Genomic DNA, 23878 nt, shown 5'->3' with positions numbered 1-23878 from the left:
CGATTTCACGCACCTTGTCACCGGGGTACCCCTGCACGGGGGCGGCCCGGATGGATAGGGTCCAGGCCAATGGCCCACCACGGAGTGAACACGTACGCGGCCCGGCTGCGCAGGCGCGCACACCGGGCCCGCGTCGCGCTGCGCCGGACCGGCGTCGACTACTTCCGCGGCGGCGCCTCCGACCGCCTCGCCCTCGCCGGACTCCTCCTCACCGTCCCCGCCATCGTCTGCGGCACCGTCCTCGACCCGGTCTGGTGCTCGCCCGCCGCCCTCGTCCTGCCGATCGTGGCCGGCGGACTGCTGCTGCGGCCCGCCAGCCTCCTCGGCCTGTACGCGGCGGCCGCCGGCGGCCTGATCGTCGAGTCCGCGATCCTCGGCCCCTACGGCGAGGGGCCCGCCCGCGTCACCCCCGGCACCGTCCTGGTGGTCGCCGCCTGCGGCCTCTTCGGCCTGCTCATCGCCCAGTTCCGGGCCCGGGTCGGGGTGCCCTGGCGGCGCGGCGGCACCATGCTCTTCGACCTGCGCGAACGGCTCCGGGTGCAGAGCGCCCTGCCCCGGCTGCCGCGCGGCTGGCACCGCGAGATGGCGCTCCGCCCGGCCGGCGGCCAGTCCTTCTCCGGCGACTTCGTCGTCGCCGCCCGCACCCACGGCGGCCGCACCCTGGAGGTCGTCCTCACCGACGTCTCCGGCAAGGGCATGGACGCGGCCTCCCGCTCCCTGCTGCTCTCCGGCGCCTTCGGCGGCCTCCTCGGCTCGCTCCCGCCGCACGGCTTCCTGCCCGCCGCCAACGGCTACCTGCTCCGGCAGAACTGGGACGAGGGCTTCGCCACCTCCATCCACCTCGTGCTCGACCTGGACTCCGGCGACTACGAGCTCTTCTCCGCCGGCCACCTGCCCGCGCTCCAGCTCCACTCCGGCACCGGTCGCTGGGAGGAGAAGGACGGCGACGGCCCCCTCCTCGGCGTCTACGACGGCGCCGAGTTCCACCCGGTCAAGGGCAGCCTGCGCCCCGGCGACGTCCTGATGCTCTTCACCGACGGCCTGGTCGAGGCCGCCGACCGCGACCTCGCCGAGGGCATCGACCGCCTCACCGGCGAGGCCGACCGCTGCGTCGCCGCCGGCTTCGAGGGCGTCGCCTGGCACCTCATCGAGGCGGTCGCCAAGGACGTCAACGACGACCGCGCCCTCCTCCTCATCTCCCGCCCGGCCTGAACCCTCCGCGCCCGTGGCGCGTCCCACGATTCGTCACCCCCCGCCGGGGGAACCGGGGTTGGTGGCACGATAGAACCGCGGGGGTGGCCGGATGTGCCCCCCGGGGCCAGGTGGGACCGACCGAGGGTGTGAGCAGTCGTGGCGATTTCTTTTTCCGCGGTGTTGTTGTTGGGGATCGTCCTCGTGGTGCTGATCAGGGGAGGCAGCCTCAAGGCCGGCCCCGCCGTCGTCGCCGTCCTCTTCGGCTTCTTCCTCGCCTTCACGGGCATGGCGGACGACATCCAGCGCTTCCTGAACTCGATATCCCAGACGATCAGCGCCATAAGGTTCTGACCGGCCCGGGCCGGAGAGGGCCGGAAACGGCTCCGGGCCCGAGTCCCTCGACGAGGAACCGGGCCCGGAGCCGTACACAGAGCGGGCGACGGGAATCGAACCCGCGTAGCTAGTTTGGAAGACTAGGGCTCTACCATTGAGCTACGCCCGCACGGAACGCGCCGCAGGTTGGAACCAGCGCGGCACGGACAGCATGGTAGCCGGTCCGGAGCGGTCCGTGCACACCTCGGGAAACAGGGGGCGTCACAGCGTCTCCGTGCATGTACCCTACGTGTCGCACCGACGGGGTGTGGCGCAGCTTGGTAGCGCGTCCGCTTTGGGAGCGGAAGGCCGTGGGTTCAAATCCCGCCACCCCGACCAGCATGATCCTCACGATCCCCCGCGGCTTCGACCTGGCGGGTTCTTGATCACGTTGTGGGCCTGATCCCACGTGCGGTTACTATGCAAGCTGCGTGCCCGTGTGTCTTTCTGACCGGGCCCATCGGCCGGAACCGCCCCGCGCGGCTCCGCCGGAATCCAGGAATCAGCCACAAGGAGACCGAACCGTGAAGAGCGCCGTGGAGACCCTGAACCCGACCCGGGTTCGGCTCACTGTCGAGGTGCCCTTCGAGGAGCTCAAGGACAGCCTCGACGCGGCGTACAAGAAGATCAACCAGCAGGTCACGGTCAAGGGCTTCCGCAAGGGCAAGATCCCGGCTCGTGTGATCGACCAGCGGTTCGGCCGCGGCGCCGTGCTGGAGGAGGCCGTCAACGACGCGCTCCCGAAGTTCTACACCGAGGCCGTGAACGAGGCCGAGGTCAACCCGCTGGGCCAGCCCGAGGTCGACATCACGGAGCTGAAGGACGGCGAGCTGCTCTCCTTCACCGCCGAGGTCGACGTCCGCCCGACCATCGAGATCCCGGACTACTCCGGCATCGAGGTCGAGGTCGACGCCATCGAGGTCACCGACGAGGACGTCGAGAAGTCCGTGGAGCAGCTCCGCGAGCGCTTCGCGTCGACCAACCCGGTCGAGCGCGCCGCCGCCGAGGGCGACGTCGTCACCGTCGACCTGACCGCCAAGGTCGACGGCGAGGTGCTGCCCGACGGCATCGCCGACGGCGTCTCGTACACCATCGGCTCCGGCGAGCTGCTCGACGGCATCGACGCCGCCGTCACCGGCCTGGAGGCCGGCGGCGAGGCCACCTTCACCTCCGAGCTGAAGGGCGGCTCGGCCGCGGGCAAGGAGGCCGAGGTCACCGTCAAGGTCACCGCCGTCGCCGCCCGCGAGCTCCCCGAGCTGGACGACGAGTTCGCGCAGATGGCGTCGGAGTTCGACACCCTCGACGAGCTCAAGGCCGACAGCCGCAAGCGCCTCGAGAACATGAAGCAGTTCGACCAGGCCACCCAGGCCCAGGAGCGCGTCCTGGAGAAGTTCCTGGAGCTGGCGGAGATCCCCGTCCCCGAGAAGCTGCTCGAGGACGAGGTCAACACCCGCAAGCACAACCTGGAGCACCACCAGCTCGGCCAGATGGGCCTGAGCCTGGAGAAGTACCTGGAGCTCCAGGGCAAGACGGTCGAGGAGTTCGAGACCGAGACCAAGGAGCAGGCGGTCAAGGGCATCAAGACCCAGTTCCTCCTCGACGAGCTGGTCTCCAAGGAGAAGCTGAACGTCGAGCAGGAGGAGCTCACCGAGCACCTGTTCCGCCGCGCCGCCTCCTCCGGCATGTCCCCCGACCAGTTCGCCCAGGCCGTCGTCCAGGGCGGCCAGGTGCCGATGCTGGTCGGCGAGGTCGCCCGCGGCAAGGCCCTCGCGGTCGTCGTCGAGGCCGCCAAGGTCGTCGACACCAACGGAGAGGTCGTCGACCTCTCCGACGACGAGGACGAGGTCGAGGCCGCCGCCGAGACGGTCGAGGCCGTCACCGGCGAGGCCGAGGTCGCCGAGGAGAAGTAGGCCCCACCAGGCCGACGCCGGGGCCCGCGCCCCGCGCGCTCCCCATCGCGCCACGGGCCCGGACGCACAGCAGTGCGGCCGGGCCCGCGGACGTACGCGGACCTTTTATGCGCCGCCAACTACCTTGCGCTCCCAGCGAACAGTTCGGGAACCGGGATGGCGTTGTCCCACCTGCGCGTTAGGGTCCATGGATACGGGGGCACTGCCCTCTGAACGAGACGCTGAGACGGCCCGGGGGCCGTCGGAGACGAGCAGGTGGATACGTGACGAATCTGAAGCCTTACGCCGCGGGTGAGCCGTCCATCGGTGGCGGCCTCGGCGACCATGTCTACAACCGGCTGCTCGGCGAGCGCATCATCTTCCTCGGCCAGCAGGTCGACGACGAGATCGCCAACAAGATCACCGCCCAGATGCTCCTCCTGGCCGCCGACCCGGAGAAGGACATCTTCCTCTACATCAACAGCCCCGGTGGCTCCGTGACGGCCGGCATGGCCGTCTACGACACCATGCAGTACATCCCCAACGACGTCGTGACCATCGGCATGGGCATGGCGGCCTCGATGGGCCAGTTCCTGCTCACCGGCGGCACCCCCGGCAAGCGCTTCGCGCTGCCGAACACCGACATCCTGATGCACCAGGGCTCCGCCGGCATCGGCGGCACGGCCTCCGACATCAAGATCCAGGCCGAGTACCTCCTGCGCACGAAGAAGCGCATGGCCGAGATCACCGCGCACCACTCCGGCCAGACCGTCGAGGCGATCATCCGCGACGGCGACCGCGACCGCTGGTTCACCGCGGAGGAGGCCAAGGACTACGGCCTCATCGACGACATCATCACGCACGCCGCGGGCGTTCCGGGCGGCGGCGGCACGGGCGCCTGAGGCGCCGGCAGCCCCCGAAGAGCCCCAGCCCCCCGCCGAACGCCACCAGGACGGTGAACACCCAGATGCAGAACAACCTCTCCCCGAGCGGCCTCTACACCGGCGCGCCGATGGACAACCGGTACGTCGTCCCGCGCTTCGTCGAGCGCACCTCGCAGGGCATCCGCGAGTACGACCCGTACGCGAAGCTCTTCGAGGAGCGCGTGATCTTCCTCGGCGTGCAGATCGACGACGCGTCCGCCAACGACGTCATGGCGCAGCTGCTGTGCCTGGAGTCGATGGACCCGGACCGCGACATCTCCATCTACATCAACAGCCCCGGCGGCTCCTTCACCGCGCTCACGGCCATCTACGACACGATGCAGTTCGTGAAGCCGGACATCCAGACGGTCTGCATGGGCCAGGCGGCCTCCGCCGCGGCCGTGCTGCTCGCCGCCGGCACCCCCGGCAAGCGGATGGCCCTGCCGAACGCCCGCGTGCTGATCCACCAGCCCTCCGGCGGCACCGGCCGTGAGCAGCTCTCCGACCTGGAGATCGCGGCCAAGGAGATCCTGCGGATGCGCGACCAGCTGGAGACCATGCTGGCCAAGCACTCCACCACGCCGATCGAGAAGATCCGCGAGGACATCGAGCGCGACAAGATCCTCACGGCCGAGGACGCCCTGGCGTACGGCCTGGTCGACCAGATCGTCTCGACCCGCAAGAGCACGGCCGCCGCGGCACACTGACGCCCGACCTTCCCCTGGCACGGACCGCGTGGCCGAATCGCGACCATGTGAACCGTGCCAAGGGGGGCCCGAACGGGGGGCCCGGCAAGGTACCGTCGAATATGAGGCACCAGGAGTCGCTGAACCAAGCGCTCCCAGGCGAAGGGGAAGCACCTCGTGGCACGCATCGGTGATGGCGGCGACCTGCTCAAGTGCTCGTTCTGCGGAAAGAGCCAGAAGCAGGTGAAGAAGCTCATCGCGGGACCCGGTGTGTACATCTGCGACGAGTGCATCGACCTCTGCAACGAGATCATCGAAGAGGAACTCGCGGAGACGAGCGAGGTGCGCTGGGAGGAACTCCCCAAGCCCCGCGAGATCTACGAGTTCCTGGAGGGGTACGTCGTCGGCCAGGAGCCGGCGAAGAAGGCCCTCTCCGTCGCGGTGTACAACCACTACAAGCGCGTCCAGGCCGGCGAGAACGGCGGCGCGCAGGGCCGGGACGACGCCATCGAACTGGCCAAGTCCAACATCCTGCTGCTGGGCCCCACGGGCTCCGGCAAGACGCTCCTGGCGCAGACCCTGGCCCGGATGCTCAACGTCCCCTTCGCCATCGCCGACGCGACGGCGCTGACGGAGGCCGGCTACGTCGGCGAGGACGTCGAGAACATCCTGCTCAAGCTGATCCAGGCCGCGGACTACGACGTCAAGAAGGCCGAGACCGGCATCATCTACATCGACGAGATCGACAAGGTCGCCCGTAAGAGCGAAAACCCGTCGATCACGCGAGACGTCTCCGGCGAGGGCGTGCAGCAGGCCCTCCTGAAGATCCTGGAGGGCACCACGGCCTCCGTCCCGCCGCAGGGCGGCCGGAAGCACCCGCACCAGGAGTTCATCCAGATCGACACGACGAACGTGCTCTTCATCGTGGGCGGCGCCTTCGCAGGCCTGGAGAAGATCATCGAGTCGCGGGCGGGCGCCAAGGGCATCGGCTTCGGGGCGACCATCCGCTCCAAGCGCGAGATCGAGGCGAGCGACCAGTTCCAGGAGGTCATGCCGGAGGACCTGGTGAAGTTCGGGATGATCCCCGAGTTCATCGGCCGTCTCCCCGTCATCACCTCGGTCCACAACCTGGACCGCGAGGCCCTCCTCAAGATCCTCGTCGAGCCGCGCAACGCGCTGGTGAAGCAGTACCAGCGCCTCTTCGAACTCGACGGCGTCGAGCTGGACTTCGACCGCCCGGCCCTGGAGGCCATCGCCGACCAGGCCATCCTCCGCGGCACCGGCGCGCGCGGCCTGCGCGCCATCATGGAGGAGGTCCTCCAGTCGGTGATGTACGAGGTCCCCTCCCGCAAGGACGTGGCCCGCGTCGTCATCACCGCGGACGTCGTCCGCAACAACGTGAACCCGACCCTCGTCCCCCGGATCGTCAAGAACGACGGCCGCCACGAGAAGTCGGCGTAACCGGAAGAACCACGCGAAGGGGCGCCCCACCGGAATCCGGCGGGGCGCCCCTTCGCGTGGCGCCCGGTGCGTCAGATCTTGACGCGGACCTCCTTGCGGAGCTTGGCGGCGATCGCGGCGACGTCGTTCAGGGTGCCGCCCTTGCCGGTCATCATGTCGGCGATGTTGATGTGCATCACGTAGCCGATGGTGCTGTGGTCGCCCCACACGCAGACCGGCATGGTCATCTCCTTGGGGCCGAGGCCCCCGGACTCCGCGCCGGGCTTCGACTTGATCTCCTGGCACTTCATCACGGCGCCGTCGAGACCCTCGGGAGTGACCGTCTTGGGGTCGCCGACGAGCTGCGCCTCCGAGTCCTTCTCCTTCTCGGCCTCGGTCTTCATGTTGGCGAAGATGGCGTCGACGGTCTTCTCGGGGTCCTCGATCTCGCCCCACACGCCGCCGAACTGCAGGAGCTTGCCGCTCAGCGGGTTGCTCTCGTCCTTGACCTCCCACTGCGCGTTGGCACGCTGCGGGTTCTTGACGCCGAACTTCGCGGCGTCCTTGATGAAGTCGTCGTCCTCGCTCTGGGCCTTGTCGCTGTTGGCCGACTTCTTGTACTCGCCCAGCACCGTCTCCGGCGTGACCAGCTTGTGGGCGCCGTCGTTCGCGACGGACGCGCCGCCACCGCCGCCGATCAGGAAGTACGCGCCGACCGCGATCGCCGCGACGACGGCGACCGCGCCGATGATGACCGGGGCCTTGGACTTCTTCGGGGCCGGCGGGTGCGGGACGTAGCCGCCGGGGCCCTGGGGGGCGCCGTACTGCGGCTGCTGGCCGTACGGGTTCGGCTGCTGCTGCGGGTAGCCGTACGGCGGCTGCTGCGGCGGCACGCCCTGGGGGGCCTGCTGGGGGTAGCCGTAGCCGGGCTGCGGGGCCTGCGGCTGTCCGTACGGTCCGGGCTGCTGGCCGTACGGCCCGGGCTGCTGAGGCTGCTGGCCCCCGTACGGACCCGGCTGGTTGTAGCTCATCGACTGCTTCCCCTCACAGGACGTTTATGCGTAGCGAACATCCTGGCGGAAGGCGCGCGGCGATGGGGCGGCGGGGGTCACACCGTTACCGAACAATCGCGTTTCAGGACACGACCGTCACCCCCCTAAACTGGGCCCGTGACCGAGAACACTCAGCAGCAGACAGCAGCCACCACCGAATTGCCGACCCAGTACACGCCGGCCGAGGTAGAGGGCCCGCTGTACGAGCGCTGGGTGGAGCGCGGGTACTTCGAGGCGGACGCGAAGAGCGAGAAGCCGGCGTACACCATCGTCATCCCGCCGCCGAACGTCACCGGCTCGCTCCACCTGGGCCACGCCTTCGAGCACACGCTGATCGACGCCCTCACCCGCCGCAAGCGCATGCAGGGCTTCGAGACGCTGTGGCAGCCGGGCATGGACCACGCCGGCATCGCCACCCAGAACGTCGTCGAGCGCGAGCTGGCCAAGGAGGGCAAGTCCCGGCACGACCTGGGCCGCGAGGCGTTCGTCGAGCGCGTCTGGGAGTGGAAGGCCGAGTCCGGCGGTCAGATCGCCGGCCAGATGCGGCGCCTCGGCGAGGGCCTGGCCTGGAGCCGGGACCGGTTCACCATGGACGAGGGCCTGTCCCGGGCCGTCCAGACCGTCTTCAAGAAGATGTTCGACGACGGCCTGATCTACCGCGCCGAGCGCATCATCAACTGGTGCCCGCGCTGTCTGACGGCCATCTCCGACATCGAGGTCGACTACCAGGACGACGACGGCGAGCTCGTCTCCATGAAGTACGGCGAGGGCGACGACACCATCGTCGTCGCCACCACCCGCGCCGAGACGATGCTCGGCGACACCGCCGTCGCCGTCCACCCGGACGACGAGCGGTACGCCCACCTGATCGGCAAGCAGATCAAGCTGCCGCTGACCGACCGCACGATCCCCGTCGTCGCCGACACGCACGTCGACCCGGAGTTCGGCACCGGCGCCGTCAAGGTGACCCCGGCGCACGACCCGAACGACTTCGCCATCGGCCAGCGCCACGACCTCGAGTCCATCGAGGTCCTCGACGAGCGCGGCGTGATCACCACCCACGGCCCCTTCCAGGGCCTGGACCGCTTCGAGGCCCGCTCCGCCATCGTCGCCGCCCTGCGCGCCGAGGGCCGGATCGTCGCCGAGAAGCGCCCGTACGTCCACTCCGTGGGCCACTGCTCGCGCTGCAAGACGACGCTGGAGCCGCGTCTGTCCCTGCAGTGGTGGGTCAAGGTCGAGACGCTGGCCAAGGCCGCCGGCGACGCGGTCCGCGACGGCCGGGTCAACATCCACCCGGCCGACATGTCGCAGCGCTACTTCGACTGGGTCGACAACCTCAACGACTGGTGCATCTCGCGCCAGCTGTGGTGGGGCCACCGCATCCCCGTCTGGCACGGCCCGAACGGCGAGCTGGTCTGCGTCGGCCCCGACGACGAGGCGCCCACGGGCGAGGGCTGGACGCAGGACACCGACGTCCTCGACACGTGGTTCTCGTCCGGCCTGTGGCCGTTCTCCACCCTCGGCTGGCCGGAGCGGACGCCCGACCTGGAGAAGTTCTACCCGAACTCCGTCCTCGTCACCGGCTACGACCTCATGTTCTTCTGGGTCGCCCGGATGATGATGTTCGGCCTGTACGCGATGGACGGCCAGCCGCCGTTCCACACGATCGCCTTCCACGGCATGGTCCGCGACGAGTTCGGCAAGAAGATGTCGAAGTCGTTCGGGAACACGGTCAACCCGCTCGACTGGATGGACAAGTACGGCTCCGACGCCCTGCGCTTCACCCTGGCCAAGGGCGCCAACCCGGGCGTCGACGTCCCGATCGGCGAGGACTGGGTCCAGGCGTCCCGGAACTTCGCCAACAAGATCTGGAACGCGACCCGCTTCGCGATGATGAACGGCGCGACGGTCGAGGGCCCGCTGCCGGACGCCTCCGAGATGTCGGCGACCGACCGCTGGATCCTGTCCCGCCTGAACAAGGTCGTCGCCGAGGCGGACGCCTACTACGACGACTACCAGTTCGCGAAGCTCGCCGACGCCCTGTACCACTTCGCGTGGGACGAGGTCTTCGACTGGTACGTCGAGCTGTCGAAGACGACGTTCTTCGCGGGCGGCGAGCAGGCCAAGGTCTCGGCCCGCGTCCTGGGCGAGGTCCTCGACGTCACCCTGCGGCTGCTCCACCCGATCGTCCCGTTCGTCACGGACACCCTGTGGACCACGCTGACGGGCCGCGAGTCGGTCGTCATCGCCGAGTGGCCGACCGACTCCGGCTTCCGCGACGAGGCCGCCGAGAAGGAGATCGAGCTGGTCCAGCGGGTCGTCACCGAGGTCCGCCGCTTCCGCTCGGACCAGGGCCTTCAGCCCGGCCAGAAGGTTCCGGCCCGCCTCGACGTGACCGGCACCGCGCTCGCCCCGCACGAGGCCGCCATCCGTCAGATCCTGCGCCTCCAGCCGGAGGGCGAGGGCTTCGAGGCCACCGCCTCCCTGCCGGTCGCGGGCGCCACGGTCGCGCTGGACCTCTCGGGGACCATCGACGTGGCCGCCGAGCGCAAGCGCCTCGCGAAGGACCTGGCCGCCGCCGAGAAGGAGAAGGCCCAGGCCGAGGCCAAGCTCGGCAACGAGGCCTTCCTGGCGAAGGCCCCGGACAACGTGGTGGACAAGATCAAGGGCCGCCTCGCCAAGGCGGACGAGGACATCACCCGCATCCAGTCCCAGCTGGACAAGCTCCCGCCGCAGTAAGCGCGCCCCGACACGCCCCGAGGGGGCCCGGACCGCCCGGTCCGGGCCCCCTCGGGGTTCTCACGCCTCCGGGGCGGCGGCTCGCGCCCCGATCCGCTCGGTCGGCCCGGCGAAGGCCAGGTGCAGGGACCGGGAGGCGAGGAGCCAGCGGTCCCCCTCCTTGAGGAACGTGTCCTCGTAGTGCCCCACCTGCGTGGGGGGACGCGGGGACGCGAAGCCGCCGGCGTGTCCGTCGACGCGGTACGTCGTGAAGTAGGTGGTCGCGGTGGCCGTCGACTCCGACACGACGGTGACCAGGATGTTCGTGCAGATCCGGCGCGAGAGCCGGTCCGCGGGCCGGCCGGCGAAGTACGACCGGAGCGCGTCACGGCCCTCGATCCGCCGGTCGCCCTCCGGCCACTCCCAGACCCCGGCCTCCGTGAAGAGGTCGGCCACGTCACCCGGGTCACCGAGGTCGAGCCGGTGGACGAACTCGACGACAAGGCGTTCGCACGCCCGCTCGGCCAGCAGGCGCTCCACGGGACTCGGCGTTTCACTGTTCATCGCCCTGTCGTACCAGGAGGATCAGGCGCCCGCGTCACCGCCCCCGGGCCGTGACGGCCACCCGGGAGACGAGGACCCGTGCCGCCAGCTGGTATGGCGACAAGTCGCCATACTTGAAGTGACCCACTCGCCCAGACCGGCCCGGAGTCGTCTTTTGGACACCCCCGCACATCGCCGACTCCTTCGGCGGGGCTCCCGCGACAGCGGGGGAGGCGCGTCCCGCCTCCCCGTCGTCCCCGCGCTGCGGCGCCGTGCGGAGCGGTGGGCCGGGTCGCCGCGGGCGCTGGACGTCGTCGCCGCGCTCAGCGCCTTCGGGCTGATGATCCTGGACGTGCCCGGGCTCGCCCGGGAGGACAACTCGCTCACCGGCGTCACCGCCACCCTGGTCCTCGCCGCCGGCGCCGCGACCCTGGTGCTGCGGCGGCGGGCGCCCTGGGTGCCGTACGTGGTGGCGCTCGGGCTGATGGGCTGGCTCCACGAAGTCACGATGATCCAGTTCGCGCTGTACTCGATCGGCCGCTTCCGGGGCCGCCGGGCCGCGGTCGTCGCGACCCTGCTCTACGTCGGGGTGGCGTACGCCTACTTCCAGACGCCCGGCTGGCCCGCCGCGCACCACGGCGACACCCTCAGCGACTTCCTCAGCGTGATCGTCCCGATCGGCGTGCTCGCGGCGGGCGTCGGCATCGCCGCCTACCGCCAGGACCTGGTGCGCGCCCTGGAGGTCGAGCGCCGCGGGGCCGCCGCCCGGCAGGCCGTCCAGGAGGAGCGCATCCAGGTGGGGCGGGACGTCCACGACCTGGTCGGGCGCGAGCTGACCGTGCTCGCCGTGCGGGCCGAGGTGCTCGCCGTGCGGGCCCGGGGGGACGCCCACCAGAAGGACTTCGAGGAGCTGGCGGACACCGCCCGGCGCGCCCACCTCATGCTGAACGAGACGCTCGTGCGGCGCGCCGACCGGGAGGGCGCCACGCCCGGCCTTGAGGGCCTCGCGGACCTGGCCGCCGAGAGCGGGCGGATGGGCAGCCCGGTGGAGCTGGCCGTGGCCGAGGAGGCGAAGGCGCTCTCGCCGCTGCGGCAGACCGCGGTCCACCGCGTGGTCCAGGAGTGCCTGACGAACGCGGCGAAGCACGCGCCGGGCCTGCCGGTGCGGGTCGCGATCGGCGTCGACGGGCCCCACCTGTGGATCGAGGTCCGCAACCCGCTGCCGCGCACCCCGCCGGACCGCGCCCCCGTCTCCACCGGCACCGGCCTCGTCTCGATGGACGAGCGCGTCGCCAGCATGGGCGGCACCCTCACGGCGGGGGAGAAGGACGAGGCGTACGTGGTCAGGGCGACGCTGCCGTCCGGCCTGCCGCGCCGCTGAACCGGAGGCGTACCGCCCGGGCCGCCGCGGCCCCGCCCGCCCGCACGGCCTAACGGCCCCGCTCCGCCTTGCCCAGGACCCGCTGGAGGCCCTCGAAGTCCTCCACGCAGCGGCCCGAGCCGAGGACCGCGCAGTCCAGCGGGGCGTCGGCCACGAAGACCGGGATGCCCGTCGCCGAGGCCAGCCTGAGGTCCAGGCCCGGCAGCAGAGCGCCCCCGCCGGTCAGGACGATGCCGTGCTCCATCACGTCGCCCGACAGCTCCGGCGGGCACTCCTCCAGCGTCGCCCGCACCGCCGCGACGACCGCCTCCACCGGCTCGTCCAGGGCCCGGCGGACCTCCGGGACGGACAGCTCCACCGTGCGCGGCAGGCCGCCGACCCGCTCCCGGCCGCGCGCGGTGAAGACGCTCCGCTCGAACTCCTCGCCGCCCGGCACCGGCCACGCCGAGCCGATCGCGACCTTCACGTCCTCCGCCGTCCGCTCGCCGATCAGCAGCGAGTGCTCCTTGCGGACGTGGTCGGTGATCGCCGTGTCGAAGCGGTCGCCGCCGACCCGCAGGGACCGCGCGGTGACGATCCCTCCCAGGGAGATCACGGCCACCTCGGTCGTCCCGCCGCCGATGTCGACGACCATCGAGCCGCGCGGGTCGGAGACCGGCAGGCCCGCCCCGATCGCCGCCGCCATCGGCTCCTCGATGAGGTGGACGGCCCGCGCGCCCGCCGAGAGCGAGGCGTGCACGATGGCCCGCCGCTCCACCGGGGTGACCCCGCTCGGGACGCACACGACCATCCGGGTGCGGGGGAGCCCGCGCCCCGGAACCGCCTTGCGGACGAAGTGCCGGATCATCTCCTCGGCGGCCTCGTAGTCGCTGATCACGCCGTCCCGCAGGGGCCGGACCGCGGTGATCGACCCGGGCGTCCGGCCGATCGTCCGCTTCGCCTCCGCGCCCACCGCGAGCGCGTGCCGGGAGCCCTCCTGGACCGCCACCACGGACGGCTCGTCGAGCACGATGCCCTGCCCGCGTGCGTAGAGGAGGGTGTTGGCCGTGCCGAGATCGATGCCTATGTCCATGATCGTCAAGTTTGCCGGGCGGCCGCCGCGGACGGCGGGCCGAAGGTCCGGAACGGGGTGGGCCGATGGTCCTGTCGGCGGGCCTCCGTAGACTTGGCCCCGTGAGTGACCCGAGCGACCCGCGCGACCACGCCGCCGACGAGCACGCCGACGACTTCGACGGCTTCGACGACATCGTCGAAGAAGAGACGAACCGCGACCCCGACCTGGCGGTGATCGAGGCCGGCAGCCGCACCCTGCGCGCCCAGGCCGGGCCCCCGCAGGGCGACCCCGTGCCGACCCGCCCCGAGGATCCGGAGCTGGACAAGGCGCTGCGCGAGGTCGAGACCGAGCTCTCGACCCGCTGGGGCGAGACCAAGCTGGAGCCGTCGGTCAAGCGGATCGCGGCCCTGATGGACGTGCTGGGCGAGCCGCAGCGCGCGTACCCCTCGATCCACATCACGGGCACCAACGGCAAGACGTCGACGGCCCGCATGATCGAGTCCCTGCTCGGCGCCTTCGAGCTGCGCACCGGCCGCTACACCTCGCCGCACGTGCAGACCGTCACCGAGCGGATCAGCCTGGACGGCGCCCCGATCTCCGCCGAGCGGTTCATCGAGACGTACCAGGACGTGAAGCCGTACGTGGAGCTGGTCGACGCCCGGGAGGAGTACCGCCTCTCCTTCTTCGAGGTCCTCACCGGCATGGCCTACGCGGCCTTCGCGGACGCCCCGGTCGACGCGGCCGTCGTCGAGGTCGGCATGGGCGGCACCTGGGACGCGACCAACGTGATCGACGGCTCCGTCGCCGTCGTCACCCCGATCGACCTGGACCACACCGACCGGCTCGGCGAGACCACCGGCGAGATCGCCGGAGAGAAGTCCGGCATCATCAAGCAGGGCGCGACCGTCATCCTGGCCCAGCAGCCGGTGGACGCCGCCCAGGTGCTCCTGAAGAAGGCCGTCGACGTCGACGCGACCGTGGCCCGCGAGGGCATGGAGTTCGGCGTCGTCTCCCGCGAGGTGGCCGTCGGCGGGCAGCTGCTGACCCTGCGCGGCCTCGGCGGCGAGTACGACGGGATCTTCCTGCCGCTGTACGGCGCCCACCAGGCGCACAACGCGGCCGTGGCGCTCGCCGCCGTCGAGGCCTTCTTCGGCATCGGCGCCGAGCACGCCCGCACCCTCGACGTCGAGACCGTCCGGCGCGCCTTCGCCCAGACGTCCTCGCCCGGGCGCCTCGAAGTCGTCCGCTCCTCCCCGACGGTCATCCTCGACGCCGCGCACAACCCCCACGGGGCCCGCGCGACCGCCGAGGCCGTCTCCGAGTCCTTCGGCTTCTCCCGGCTCATCGGCGTCGTCTCCACCAGCGGGGACAAGGACGCCCGGGGGCTCCTGGAGGCCTTCGAGCCGATCTTCGCCGAGATCGTGATCACCCAGAACTCCACCTCCCGCGCCACCGACGCCGACGCGCTCGCCGCGGTCGCCGTCGAGGTCTTCGGCGAGGACCGGGTCGTCGTGGAGCCGCGGCTGCCCGACGCCCTGGAGGCGGCGATCACCCTCGCCGAGGAGGAGGCCGAGTACGGCGGCGCCGGCGTGCTGGTGACCGGTTCGATCTTCACGGTCGGCGACGCCCGGCTGCTGCTCAAGAGGGGCTGACCCGGCATGCGCACGCTCTGCTCCTCCACGCTCATCGGCGAGTTCTTCGTCATCGGCTTCGCCGGCCTCGTCGCCATGAAGGACGACGGCCTCAGCACCTCCACCGTCTGGTGGGTGTGCGGGGTGGCGATGGTCCTCTCCGTGCTCCTCTGCGGGATGATCACCCGTCCCGGTGGCGTCCAGCTCGGCTGGGCGCTCCAGATCGGGCTGGTCCTCAGCGGCTTCTTCGTCCCCGTCATGTACTTCCTCGGGGCGGTCTTCGCCGTCCTGTGGTGGTGCTCGGTGCACTACGGGCGCAAGGTGGACGAGATCAAGGCCCGCTGGGCCGCCTCGAACGCCACGGCCCAGGGCTCCGCAGGGCCTGACGCTGCGTGACGGGGGGCGGTGCGGGCCCTGTAGATTCATAGGCCCGCACACCCCTCCCGAAGGAGTTCCCCCCGTGAGCCAGCGCACGCTCGTCCTGCTCAAGCCCGACGCGGTCCGCCGCGGTCTGATCGGCGAGATCATCGGCCGCATCGAGCGCAAGGCCGGCTGGACCCTCGCGGCCCTGGAGCTGCGCGAGCTGGACCAGGAGACGCTGGAGCAGCACTACGGCGAGCACAAGGGCAAGCCCTTCTACGAGCCGCTGATGGGCTTCATGTCCTCCGGTCCGGTCGTCGCGCTCGTCGTCGAGGGCGAGCGGGTCATCGAGGGCGTCCGTCAGCTGGCGGGCCCGACCGACCCGATCGCCGCCGCCCCGGGGTCGATCCGCGGCGACTTCGGCACCATCGTCCGCGAGAACCTCATCCACGCCTCGGACTCCGAGGAGTCCGCCGCGCGCGAGCTGAAGATCTTCTTCCCCGGTCTCGCGTGACACCGGGCCCCGCGTGACGTTCGGCTGACCCGCCGTCAGCCGAACGGCAGTACCTGGTGGGGCGACCGAAGGAATTCGGCCGCCCCCAGGCATATGAACGCCAATCCCGGGAACGGATCGCCGCGTCCTACCGTCACCTAGTACAGAGGTGGACCAGCGCGCGCCATCCGCGTGAGCGGCACTACGATGAAAACTCTTCGCCGCACCACCCTCAGCCATGGGAAACAAGGGGAACTTCATGTCGTTCATCGGCCGTGACATGGCTGTCGACCTCGGGACCGCCAACACGCTGGTGTACGTCAGGGGTCGAGGCATCGTCCTCAACGAGCCGTCCGTCGTCGCGATCAACACCAACACCGGCGGAATCCTCGCGGTGGGTGCCGAGGCGAAGAAGATGATCGGCCGGACCCCCGGCAACATCGTCGCCGTGCGTCCGCTCAAGGACGGCGTCATCGCCGACTTCGAGATCACCGAGCGGATGCTCCGCTACTTCATCCTGAAGATCCACAAGCGGCGCTACCTCGCCCGCCCCCGCGTCGTGGTCTGCGTGCCCTCCGGCATCACCGGCGTCGAGCGCCGCGCCGTCATCGAGGCCTCCACCCAGGCCGGCGCCCGCCAGGTGCACATCATCGAGGAGCCCATGGCCGCGGCCATCGGCTCCGGCCTCCCCGTCCACGAGGCCACTGGCAACATGGTCGTCGACATCGGCGGCGGCACCACCGAGGTCGCGGTGATCTCCCTCGGAGGAATCGTCACGGCACAGTCCATCCGGGTCGCCGGCGACGAGCTGGACAACGCGATCATCCAGCACATCAAGAAGGAGTACTCCCTCCTCCTGGGTGAGCGCACCGCCGAACAGATCAAGATCACCATCGGTTCGGCCTACGACCTGGAGCAGGACGAGCACACCGAGATCCGCGGCCGCGACCTCGTCTCGGGCCTCCCCAAGACCGTCGTCATCTCGGCCGCCGAGGTCCGCAAGGCCATCGAGGAGCCGGTCAACGCGATCGTCGACGCGGTGAAGACCACCCTGGACAAGTGCCCGCCGGAACTCTCCGGTGACGTGATGGACCGCGGCATCGTTCTCACGGGTGGCGGCGCCCTGCTGCGCGGCCTCGACGAGCGGCTCCGCCGCGAGACCGGCATGCCGATCCACATCGCCGAGGACCCGCTGGACTCGGTGGCCCTCGGATCCGGCAAGTGCGTCGAGGAGTTCGAGGCCCTCCAGCAGGTCCTGGACGCCCAGCCGCGCCGCTGACCCGCCGGCAGGGCGGAAGCCCGTACGGTACGAACACCTGCACAACGAACCACGAGGAAGGGCACGGCCGCCGCACGTGAGGGACACACGAGAGAGCCGGCTGCTCCTGGTGCTGCTGGTCGCCGTCGCGTTCGCGCTGATCACGGTGGACATCCGCGGCGGCCAGGAGTCGCCGGTCGACGGCGCCCGGCAGGCCGCCGCCGCCGTCTTCGGCCCGGTCGAGAACGGAGTCGCGGCGGCGGTCGACCCCATCGGCAACGCCATAGGCGCCGTCCGCGACTCCGGCGAACGGCACACCCGGATCGCCGCCCTGGAGAAGGAGAACGCCGAGCTGAAGGCGGAGCTCGGCAGCGACGACCGCAACCGCAACCGGCTGCGCGCACTCGACTCCATGCTCAAGACCGCCGGCGCCGGCCAGTACGGCATCAAGGGCGCCCAGGTCATCGCCATAGGAGCGGCCCAGGGCTTCTCCTGGACGGTCACCATCGACGTCGGCGCCCGCGACGGCATCCAGCGCGACATGACCGTCCTCAACGGCGCCGGACTCGTCGGCCGGGTCACCACCGTCGGCCCGTCGACCTCCACGGTCCTCCTCGCCAACGACCCCGACTTCACCGTCGGCACCCGCATGGAGAAGACCGACGAACTCGGCTTCGCCACCGGTCAGGGCGACCGGCCGCTGCTCGTCCAGCTGCTCAACGGCAAGGCCAAGGTGAAGGCGGGCGACCGCCTCGTCACCTTCGGCTCGCGCGCCGACAAGCCCTTCGTGCCCGGCGTCCCGGTCGGCGAGGTCGTCCGCGTCGACCCCTCGGGCGGCGGCCTGACCCGCAACGTCTACGTCCGCCCGTACGTCGGCTTCACCAAGCTCGACATCGTCGGCGTCGTCGTCCAGGCCCCCCGCTCCGACCCGCGCGACGCGGTGCTCCCGCAGAAGCCGAAGCCCGCGCCGACCGTCACGGTCACGGTCACCGCGAAGCCGCCCGCCGACGGCGAGCAGCCGCAGGGGGAGAAGGCCGACCGGCCGCTCCAGGAGCAGCAGCCCCAGGGCCGGGCGCAGAAGCCCGCGCAGAACCAGGACCAGGCACAGGACCAGGCACAGGACCAGGCCCCGGCACAGAACCCGGACGACCAGGGGGACGCGACACCGTGAAGTTCAACCGCATCCTCCTCTCCGCGACCCTGATCGTCGTCGCGCTCGTCGTCCAGGTCTCCGTCCTCGCCCGGCTCCAGCTCCCCGGCGCCGTCCCCGACCTCGTCCTCCTCACCGTCGTCGCCCTCGCCCTCGTCCACGGACCGGTCACCGGCTCGCTCGTCGGCTTCTCCGCCGGCCTCCTCGCCGACCTGGCCCCGCCCGCCGACCACGCCGCCGGCCGCTACGCCCTCGTGCTCTGCGTCGTCGGCTACCTCGTCGGCCTGGTCCGGCCCGAGAACGGCCGCTTCACCTCCGCCGTCGGCCCGATGGCCGCCGTCGTCGGCGCGGCCGTCGGTTCCACCCTGCTCTACGCGGGCGTCGGCGCCCTCGTCGGCGACACCGCCGCCCGCCACGTCGGCCTCACCTCCCTGCTCTTCACCGCCGTGGTCTACGACCTGCTGCTGGCGCCCTTCACGGTGCCGCTCGTCATGGCGCTGGCCCGCCGCGCGGAGAACGACCCGGTCGCCGACGCCACCGGCACCGGCGGCGCCGACGTCTCCTCCGGCTGGCTCTCCTCCGGCACCGGCCTGAGGATCGGCACCCAGCGCGGCGGACTGCGCGTCAAGTCCGCCCGCAGCCGCGCGACGCGCGCCGGACGCATCAAGGGAGTCAAGCGACTGTGACCGAGGGGGCACCGGCAGCATGACCAACATCCCCGAGACCGGGAGGACCCCCCGGGTCCAGACCAGGCTCGTCGTCATCCAGATCCTCGTCTTCTCGCTGCTGCTCACCCTGGGGGGCCGGCTCTGGTACCTCCAGATCCGCAACGGCAAGGAGTACACCGACGAGGCGAAGAACAACCACGTCCAGCAGGTCGTCCAGCCCGCCGTCCGCGGCTCCATCCTCGACGCCCGGGGCGTCCCGCTCGCCGACAACGAGACCCGCCTCGTGGTCTCCGCCTCGCGCACCGAGCTGATGAAGATGAAGGACGACGGCAAGGCCGTCCTCACCCGGCTCGCCGGCGTCCTCGACATGAAGCCCGAGGACGTCATCAACAAGATCAGGCTCTGCGACTCCAAGACGCCCAAGCCCTGCTGGAACGGCTCGCCCTACCAGCCGATCCCGGTCACCGACGAGGCCACCACCCAGCAGGCCCTCCAGATCCGCGAGCGCGCCGAGGACTTCCCCGGCATCACCGCCGAGCCGACCGCCGTCCGCCGCTACCCGGCCCCCGGCAAGTCCCGCACCTCGCAGGTCCTCGGCTACCTCTCGCCGGTCACCGACGAGGAGATCGAGAAGGCCAAGGACACCGACTCGCCGTTCCTCCGCTCCGACCAGGTCGGCCGCTCCGGCCTGGAGCGCACCTACGACAAGGAGCTGCGCGGCAAGGCCGGCGTCACCCGCTACGAGGTCGACAACCTCGGCCGCGTCATCGGCCAGGCCAAGTCCGACCCCGCCGTCCCCGGCTCGAACGTCGTCACCTCCATCGACGCCCGCGTGCAGGCGGTCGCCGAGTGGGAGCTGTACAACGCGATGCTGGAGGCCCGGAAGACGTACGACAAGAACACCAGCGAGAACTACAAGGCCGACGCCGGCGCCGTCGTCGTCATGGAGACGAAGACCGGCCGGATCGTCGCCATGGCCTCGCAGCCCGACTACGACCCCAACGCCTGGGTCGGCGGCATCTCCGCCAAGGACTACGCGGCCCTCACCGGCAAGAACTCCAACTTCCCGCTGCTCAACCGCGCCATCCAGGGCCAGGCCGCCCCCGGCTCCATCTTCAAGGTCATCCCGACCACGGCCGCGGTCAACGCCGGATACGACTTCAACGGCCGCTACCCGTGCCCGTCCTCGTACTCCATCGGCAACCAGGTCTTCAAGAACTTCGAGTCCCAGGGCCACGGCAACATCACGCTGGGCGGGGCCCTGGAGGTCTCCTGCGACACCGTCTACTACGCGCTGGCCCACCAGCAGTGGCAGAAGGACGGCGGCATGAAGCCCAAGCCCGACGCCAAGGACTGGTTCTACAAGACGGCCCACCAGTTCGGCCTCGGCGCCGTCACCGGCATCGACCTGCCCAACGAGGTCACCGGCCGCGTCCCCGACCGGAAGTGGAAGCAGAGCTTCTGGGAGGCCAACAAGGACTACTGGTGCAAGATCGGCAAGCGCGGCGGCAGCTACGTCGAGCAGCTCTCCTACGAGAACTGCCTCGAAGGCAACCTGATGCGCGCCGGTGACTCGGTCAACTACTCCATCGGCCAGGGCGACACCCTCGTCACCCCCATCCAGATGGCCACCATCTACGCCGCCATCGCCAACGGCGGCACGCTGTGGAACCCGACCGTCGGCAAGGCGATCGTCAGCCCCGACGGCAAGAAGGTCACCGAGATCAAGCCCAAGTCCCACGGCAAGCTGCCCATGGACGCCAAGACGCAGGACTTGATAGAGGAGGCCCTCGCGGGTGTCGCCACCCGCGGCACGGCCGCCTGGCGGTTCGGCGGCTGGCCGCAGGACAAGATCCCGATGCACGCCAAGACGGGTACCGCCGAGGTCTACGGCAAGCAGACGACCTCCTGGTTCGCCACGTACACCAAGGACTACTCGATCGTCATGACGATCGCCCAGGGCGGTACGGGCTCCGGAGCGTCGGGCCCCGCCGTGCGCAACATCTACGACGCCCTCTACGGCCTCGACGACGCCGGCAACCAGGACCTCAAGCGGGCCCTGCTGCCCACGCCGCAGGCCGCCCTGCCGAAGATCGACGCCGACGGCTCCATCGACGCCCCGAAGATCAAGCCGTACGACCCCGAGGCACAGAAGGTCGACCCCGCCAAGGACGGCACGGCCGCCCTCGCCGGACCGCCGGCCACCTCGGCACGGAGGGACTGAACCGATGTCCGCACCGCACGGTTTCTCCGTCTCCCGGTACGCGCCCGAGCGCGGCACCCTCGCCAGGCTCACCGCCCGCGACTCGGTGCTCCGCCGGCTCGACTGGCCGATCCTGCTCTCGGCGCTCGCCCTCTCCTTCCTCGGCTCGCTCCTGGTGTGGTCGGCCACCCGCGGCCGCACCGAGCTGAACCAGGGCGACCCGTACTACTTCCTCTTCCGGCACGTGCTCAACACCGGCATCGGCGTGGCGCTGATGATCGGCACGATCTGGCTCGGCCACCGCACCCTGCGCGGTGCGGTGCCGTTCCTCTACGGCCTGTCGATCGTGCTGATCCTCGCCGTCCTCACCCCGCTCGGCGCCACCATCAACGGCGCCCACGCGTGGATCGTGGTCGGCGGCGGCTTCTCGCTCCAGCCCAGCGAGTTCGTGAAGATCACCATCATCCTGGTGATGGCGATGCTGCTGGCGTCGAAGGTGGACGCGGGCGACCAGCTCCACCCGGACCACGGCACCGTCGCCAAGGCCCTGGTGCTCGCCGCCCTCCCGATGGGCATCGTGATGCTCATGCCCGACCTCGGCTCGGTCATGGTGATGATCGTGATCGTGCTCGGCGTCCTGCTCGCCTCCGGCGCCTCCAACCGCTGGGTCCTCGGCCTGATCGGCGCGGGCATCGGCGGCGCGGTCCTCGTCACCGCCCTCGGCATGCTCGACGAGTACCAGATCAACCGCTTCGCGGCCTTCGCCAACCCCGACCTCGACCCGGCCGGCGTCGGCTACAACACCAACCAGGCCCGCATCGCGATCGGTTCCGGCGGCCTCCTCGGCTCCGGCCTCTTCAAGGGCTCGCAGACCACCGGCCAGTTCGTCCCCGAGCAGCAGACCGACTTCGTCTTCACCGTGGCGGGGGAGGAGCTGGGCTTCCTCGGCGCCGGCTTCATCCTCTTCCTGCTCGGCGTCATCCTCTGGCGCGCCTGCCGGATCGCCCGCGAGACGACCGAGCTGTACGGCACGATCGTCGCCGCCGGCATCATCGCCTGGTTCGCCTTCCAGTCCTTCGAGAACATCGGCATGACGCTCGGCATCATGCCGGTCGCCGGCCTCCCGCTGCCCTTCGTCTCCTACGGCGGTTCCTCGATGTTCGCCGTCTGGGTCGCGATCGGACTGCTCCAGTCGATCCGGGTGCAGCGGCCGATGACGGCCTGACGCGCCGAGGCATGCCGGGCCGCCCGGCGGTTAGATTCGAAGCATGGTGGAGACCAAGCGCGAGATCGAGCGGAAGTACGAAGCCACCGCGGAGACCCGGCTGCCGGACCTCACCCGAGCGGACGGCGTCGCGTCCGTGACGGACGAGGGCGTCACCGAGCTGGACGCGGTCTACTACGACACGCCCGGGCTGCGGCTCGCGGCCGACTCCCTCACGCTCCGGCGCCGCACCGGCGGCCGGGACGAGGGCTGGCACCTCAAGTTCCCGGTCGCCGCGGGCGTCCGCGACGAGATCGGCGCCCCGCTCTCGGACACGCTCCCGCACTCCCTGGCGGGGCTCCTGCGGTCCCGCGTCCGGCACGACGAGGTCGTCCCCGTCGTCCGCCTCCGCTCCTCGCGCGACGTGAAGCACCTGAGGGGCGAGGACGGCACGATCCTGGCCGAACTCTCCGTCGACACCGTCCACGCCGACCGCCTCCTGGACGCGCCCGGCGCACCGGCGGCACCGGACGGCTCCGGCGCGGCCGCCGCCTGGACCGAGATCGAGGTCGAGCTCGCCGACGGCGCCGACCCCGCCGTCCTCGACGCCGTCGAGAAGCGGCTCAGGAAGGCCGGCATCCACCCCTCCGACGCCCCCTCCAAACTCGCCCGCGCCCTCCACGGGACCGGCCTGGAGCCGCCGGCCCCGAAGGAGTCGGACGCCGACGGCTCGGCGGGCGCCGCCGTCCTCGCGTACGCCCGGGAGCAGGTCGACGCCCTCGTCCGGTTCGACCCCGCCGTCCGCCGCGACCTGCCCGACGCCGTCCACCGGATGCGGGTCGCCTGCCGCCGCCTGCGCAGCGCCTTCAAGACCTACCGCAAGGTCCTCGACCGGGACGTCACCGACCCGGTCGGCGCCGAGCTGAAGTGGCTCGCCGGTGAACTCGGTCACGCCCGGGACCAGGAGGTCCTGGAGGCCCGGCTGAGCGACGCGCTCGGCGCGCTGCCCCGCGAACTGCGCCACGGCCCCGCCCGCGGCCGGCTCCGCACCTGGGACAACGCCCGCTCCCGCGAGGCCCGCCGCCGCGCCCTCGACGCCCTCGACTCGCCCCGCCACCTCGCGCTCCTCGACGCCCTCGACGGCCTGCTCGCCGACCCGCCGCTGCGCCCCGGAGCACGTAAGAAGGCCGCGAAGGCGCTGCCGAAGGCGATCCGGCGCGACCACGGCCGGCTCGCCGACCGGATCCGTCCCGCCCTCGACCTCGCCCCCGGCCACGACCGGGACGTCGCCCTCCACGAGGCCCGCAAGGCCGCCAAGCGGGCCCGGTACGCCGCCGACGCCGCCGTCCCGACCCTCGGCAAGCCCGCGAAACGGTTCTCCAAGAGGGTGAAGGCCGTCCAGAGCCTCCTCGGCGACCACCAGGACGCCGTCGTCGCCCGCGGCGCCCTGCGGGACCTCGCCACCGAGGCCGAGAACGCCGGCGAACCCTCCTTCACCTGGGGCGTTCTCCACGCCCGTCAGGAGGCGGCGGCCGCGGCGGCCGAGCGCGAGCTGCCGGAGGTGTGGAAGCGGGCCGAGGCCCCGGGAATCCGGGCGGCGCTGAGCCGCTGAGCACCGGGGTACGCTTGAGAGTCGCCCCCCTGCCAGCTCACGAAGGT

At 71.1% G+C, this 23878-nt stretch carries 20 protein-coding genes and 2 tRNA genes; 18 read left to right on the top strand and 4 right to left on the bottom strand.

What is annotated here, in order from left to right:
- The first annotated feature begins 69 nt into the window (after positions 1 to 69).
- Both ACFW6A_RS31025 and ACFW6A_RS31020 read left to right on the top strand, forming a co-directional pair.
- Positions 70 to 1212 (top strand): PP2C family protein-serine/threonine phosphatase, encoded by a 1143-nt coding sequence (locus tag ACFW6A_RS31025; protein ID WP_351843003.1) that lies wholly within the window; start codon positions 70 to 72, stop codon positions 1210 to 1212.
- 138 nt (positions 1213 to 1350) lie between these two features.
- Positions 1351 to 1545: a hypothetical protein gene (locus ACFW6A_RS31020; RefSeq protein ID WP_351107208.1), complete on the top strand. Its 195-nt coding sequence runs from the start codon at positions 1351 to 1353 to the stop codon at positions 1543 to 1545.
- An 80-nt stretch (positions 1546 to 1625) separates the two neighbouring features.
- Here ACFW6A_RS31020 and ACFW6A_RS31015 read toward each other — a convergent pair.
- Positions 1626 to 1696: transfer RNA gene (locus tag ACFW6A_RS31015), tRNA-Gly, on the bottom strand.
- 132 nt (positions 1697 to 1828) lie between these two features.
- On the opposite strand from ACFW6A_RS31015, the gene ACFW6A_RS31010 reads away from it, so the two are divergent.
- The 5 genes from ACFW6A_RS31010 (at position 1829) to clpX (ending at position 6525) form a co-directional block, all read left to right on the top strand.
- Positions 1829 to 1905 (top strand) — tRNA-Pro (locus ACFW6A_RS31010).
- 185 nt (positions 1906 to 2090) lie between these two features.
- Positions 2091 to 3476, top strand: a complete 1386-nt coding sequence (gene tig / locus ACFW6A_RS31005; RefSeq protein ID WP_351843006.1) for a trigger factor — start codon at positions 2091 to 2093, stop codon at positions 3474 to 3476.
- 263 nt (positions 3477 to 3739) lie between these two features.
- Positions 3740 to 4357 carry an ATP-dependent Clp protease proteolytic subunit gene (locus ACFW6A_RS31000; protein ID WP_043221565.1) on the top strand — a complete coding sequence of 206 codons (618 nt, stop codon included), beginning with the start codon at positions 3740 to 3742 and terminating at the stop codon, positions 4355 to 4357.
- 65 nt (positions 4358 to 4422) lie between these two features.
- Positions 4423 to 5085: an ATP-dependent Clp protease proteolytic subunit gene (locus tag ACFW6A_RS30995; protein ID WP_043221639.1), complete on the top strand. Its 663-nt coding sequence runs from the start codon at positions 4423 to 4425 to the stop codon at positions 5083 to 5085.
- A 156-nt stretch (positions 5086 to 5241) separates the two neighbouring features.
- A complete protein-coding gene (gene clpX, locus ACFW6A_RS30990) occupies positions 5242 to 6525 on the top strand; it encodes an ATP-dependent Clp protease ATP-binding subunit ClpX (protein ID WP_030494070.1) in 1284 nt (427 codons plus the stop codon).
- 71 nt (positions 6526 to 6596) lie between these two features.
- Here the strand turns inward: clpX and ACFW6A_RS30985 are convergent, their stop codons facing one another.
- A complete protein-coding gene (locus ACFW6A_RS30985) occupies positions 6597 to 7535 on the bottom strand; it encodes a hypothetical protein (protein ID WP_351843009.1) in 939 nt (312 codons plus the stop codon).
- Positions 7536 to 7673: 138 nt separating this feature from the next.
- On the opposite strand from ACFW6A_RS30985, the gene ACFW6A_RS30980 reads away from it, so the two are divergent.
- Positions 7674 to 10295 (top strand): valine--tRNA ligase, encoded by a 2622-nt coding sequence (locus ACFW6A_RS30980; protein WP_386476384.1) that lies wholly within the window; start codon positions 7674 to 7676, stop codon positions 10293 to 10295.
- A gap of 60 nt (positions 10296 to 10355) precedes the next feature.
- Here the strand turns inward: ACFW6A_RS30980 and ACFW6A_RS30975 are convergent, their stop codons facing one another.
- Positions 10356 to 10838 carry a nuclear transport factor 2 family protein gene (locus ACFW6A_RS30975; RefSeq protein ID WP_351843013.1) on the bottom strand — a complete coding sequence of 161 codons (483 nt, stop codon included), beginning with the start codon at positions 10836 to 10838 and terminating at the stop codon, positions 10356 to 10358.
- Positions 10839 to 11079: 241 nt separating this feature from the next.
- On the opposite strand from ACFW6A_RS30975, the gene ACFW6A_RS30970 reads away from it, so the two are divergent.
- On the top strand, positions 11080 to 12198 hold the full coding sequence (locus tag ACFW6A_RS30970; RefSeq protein WP_386644565.1) for a sensor histidine kinase: 1119 nt from the start codon (positions 11080 to 11082) through the stop codon (positions 12196 to 12198).
- 49 nt (positions 12199 to 12247) lie between these two features.
- On the opposite strand, the gene ACFW6A_RS30965 is transcribed toward ACFW6A_RS30970, so the two are convergent.
- On the bottom strand, positions 12248 to 13270 hold the full coding sequence (locus tag ACFW6A_RS30965; RefSeq protein ID WP_386476380.1) for a rod shape-determining protein: 1023 nt from the start codon (positions 13268 to 13270) through the stop codon (positions 12248 to 12250).
- 65 nt (positions 13271 to 13335) lie between these two features.
- On the opposite strand from ACFW6A_RS30965, the gene ACFW6A_RS30960 reads away from it, so the two are divergent.
- From ACFW6A_RS30960 to ACFW6A_RS30920, 9 genes are all read left to right on the top strand, one after another.
- Positions 13336 to 14904 (top strand): folylpolyglutamate synthase/dihydrofolate synthase family protein, encoded by a 1569-nt coding sequence (locus ACFW6A_RS30960; protein WP_351843017.1) that lies wholly within the window; start codon positions 13336 to 13338, stop codon positions 14902 to 14904.
- 6 nt (positions 14905 to 14910) lie between these two features.
- Positions 14911 to 15279, top strand: coding sequence for a DUF4233 domain-containing protein (locus ACFW6A_RS30955; RefSeq protein WP_351843019.1), 369 nt, complete (start codon positions 14911 to 14913; stop codon positions 15277 to 15279).
- 64 nt (positions 15280 to 15343) lie between these two features.
- A complete protein-coding gene (gene ndk, locus ACFW6A_RS30950; RefSeq protein ID WP_351107245.1) occupies positions 15344 to 15757 on the top strand; it encodes a nucleoside-diphosphate kinase in 414 nt (137 codons plus the stop codon).
- Between the two features lie 238 nt (positions 15758 to 15995).
- On the top strand, positions 15996 to 17015 hold the full coding sequence (locus tag ACFW6A_RS30945; RefSeq protein ID WP_019886273.1) for a rod shape-determining protein: 1020 nt from the start codon (positions 15996 to 15998) through the stop codon (positions 17013 to 17015).
- A gap of 76 nt (positions 17016 to 17091) precedes the next feature.
- Entirely contained in the window at positions 17092 to 18165 is a 1074-nt protein-coding gene (gene mreC, locus ACFW6A_RS30940) for a rod shape-determining protein MreC (RefSeq protein WP_351843022.1), read from the top strand.
- Positions 18162 to 18830 carry a rod shape-determining protein MreD gene (gene mreD / locus ACFW6A_RS30935; protein ID WP_351843024.1) on the top strand — a complete coding sequence of 223 codons (669 nt, stop codon included), beginning with the start codon at positions 18162 to 18164 and terminating at the stop codon, positions 18828 to 18830. The genes mreC and mreD overlap by 4 nt, the downstream gene beginning before the upstream one ends.
- A 19-nt stretch (positions 18831 to 18849) precedes the next feature.
- Positions 18850 to 21036, top strand: a complete 2187-nt coding sequence (gene mrdA / locus ACFW6A_RS30930; RefSeq protein ID WP_351843026.1) for a penicillin-binding protein 2 — start codon at positions 18850 to 18852, stop codon at positions 21034 to 21036.
- A gap of 4 nt (positions 21037 to 21040) precedes the next feature.
- A complete protein-coding gene (rodA, locus tag ACFW6A_RS30925; protein WP_351843028.1) occupies positions 21041 to 22240 on the top strand; it encodes a rod shape-determining protein RodA in 1200 nt (399 codons plus the stop codon).
- Between the two features lie 43 nt (positions 22241 to 22283).
- Complete coding sequence (locus ACFW6A_RS30920; RefSeq protein WP_386644528.1) at positions 22284 to 23831, top strand: CHAD domain-containing protein; 1548 nt, start codon at positions 22284 to 22286, stop codon at positions 23829 to 23831.
- The last annotated feature ends 47 nt before the right edge of the window (positions 23832 to 23878 follow it).

It is taken from the genome of Streptomyces sp. NPDC058758 (assembly GCF_042746075.1).
GTDB lineage: Bacteria > Actinomycetota > Actinomycetes > Streptomycetales > Streptomycetaceae > Streptomyces.
This window is presented reverse-complemented; position numbering and strand designations above follow the sequence as displayed.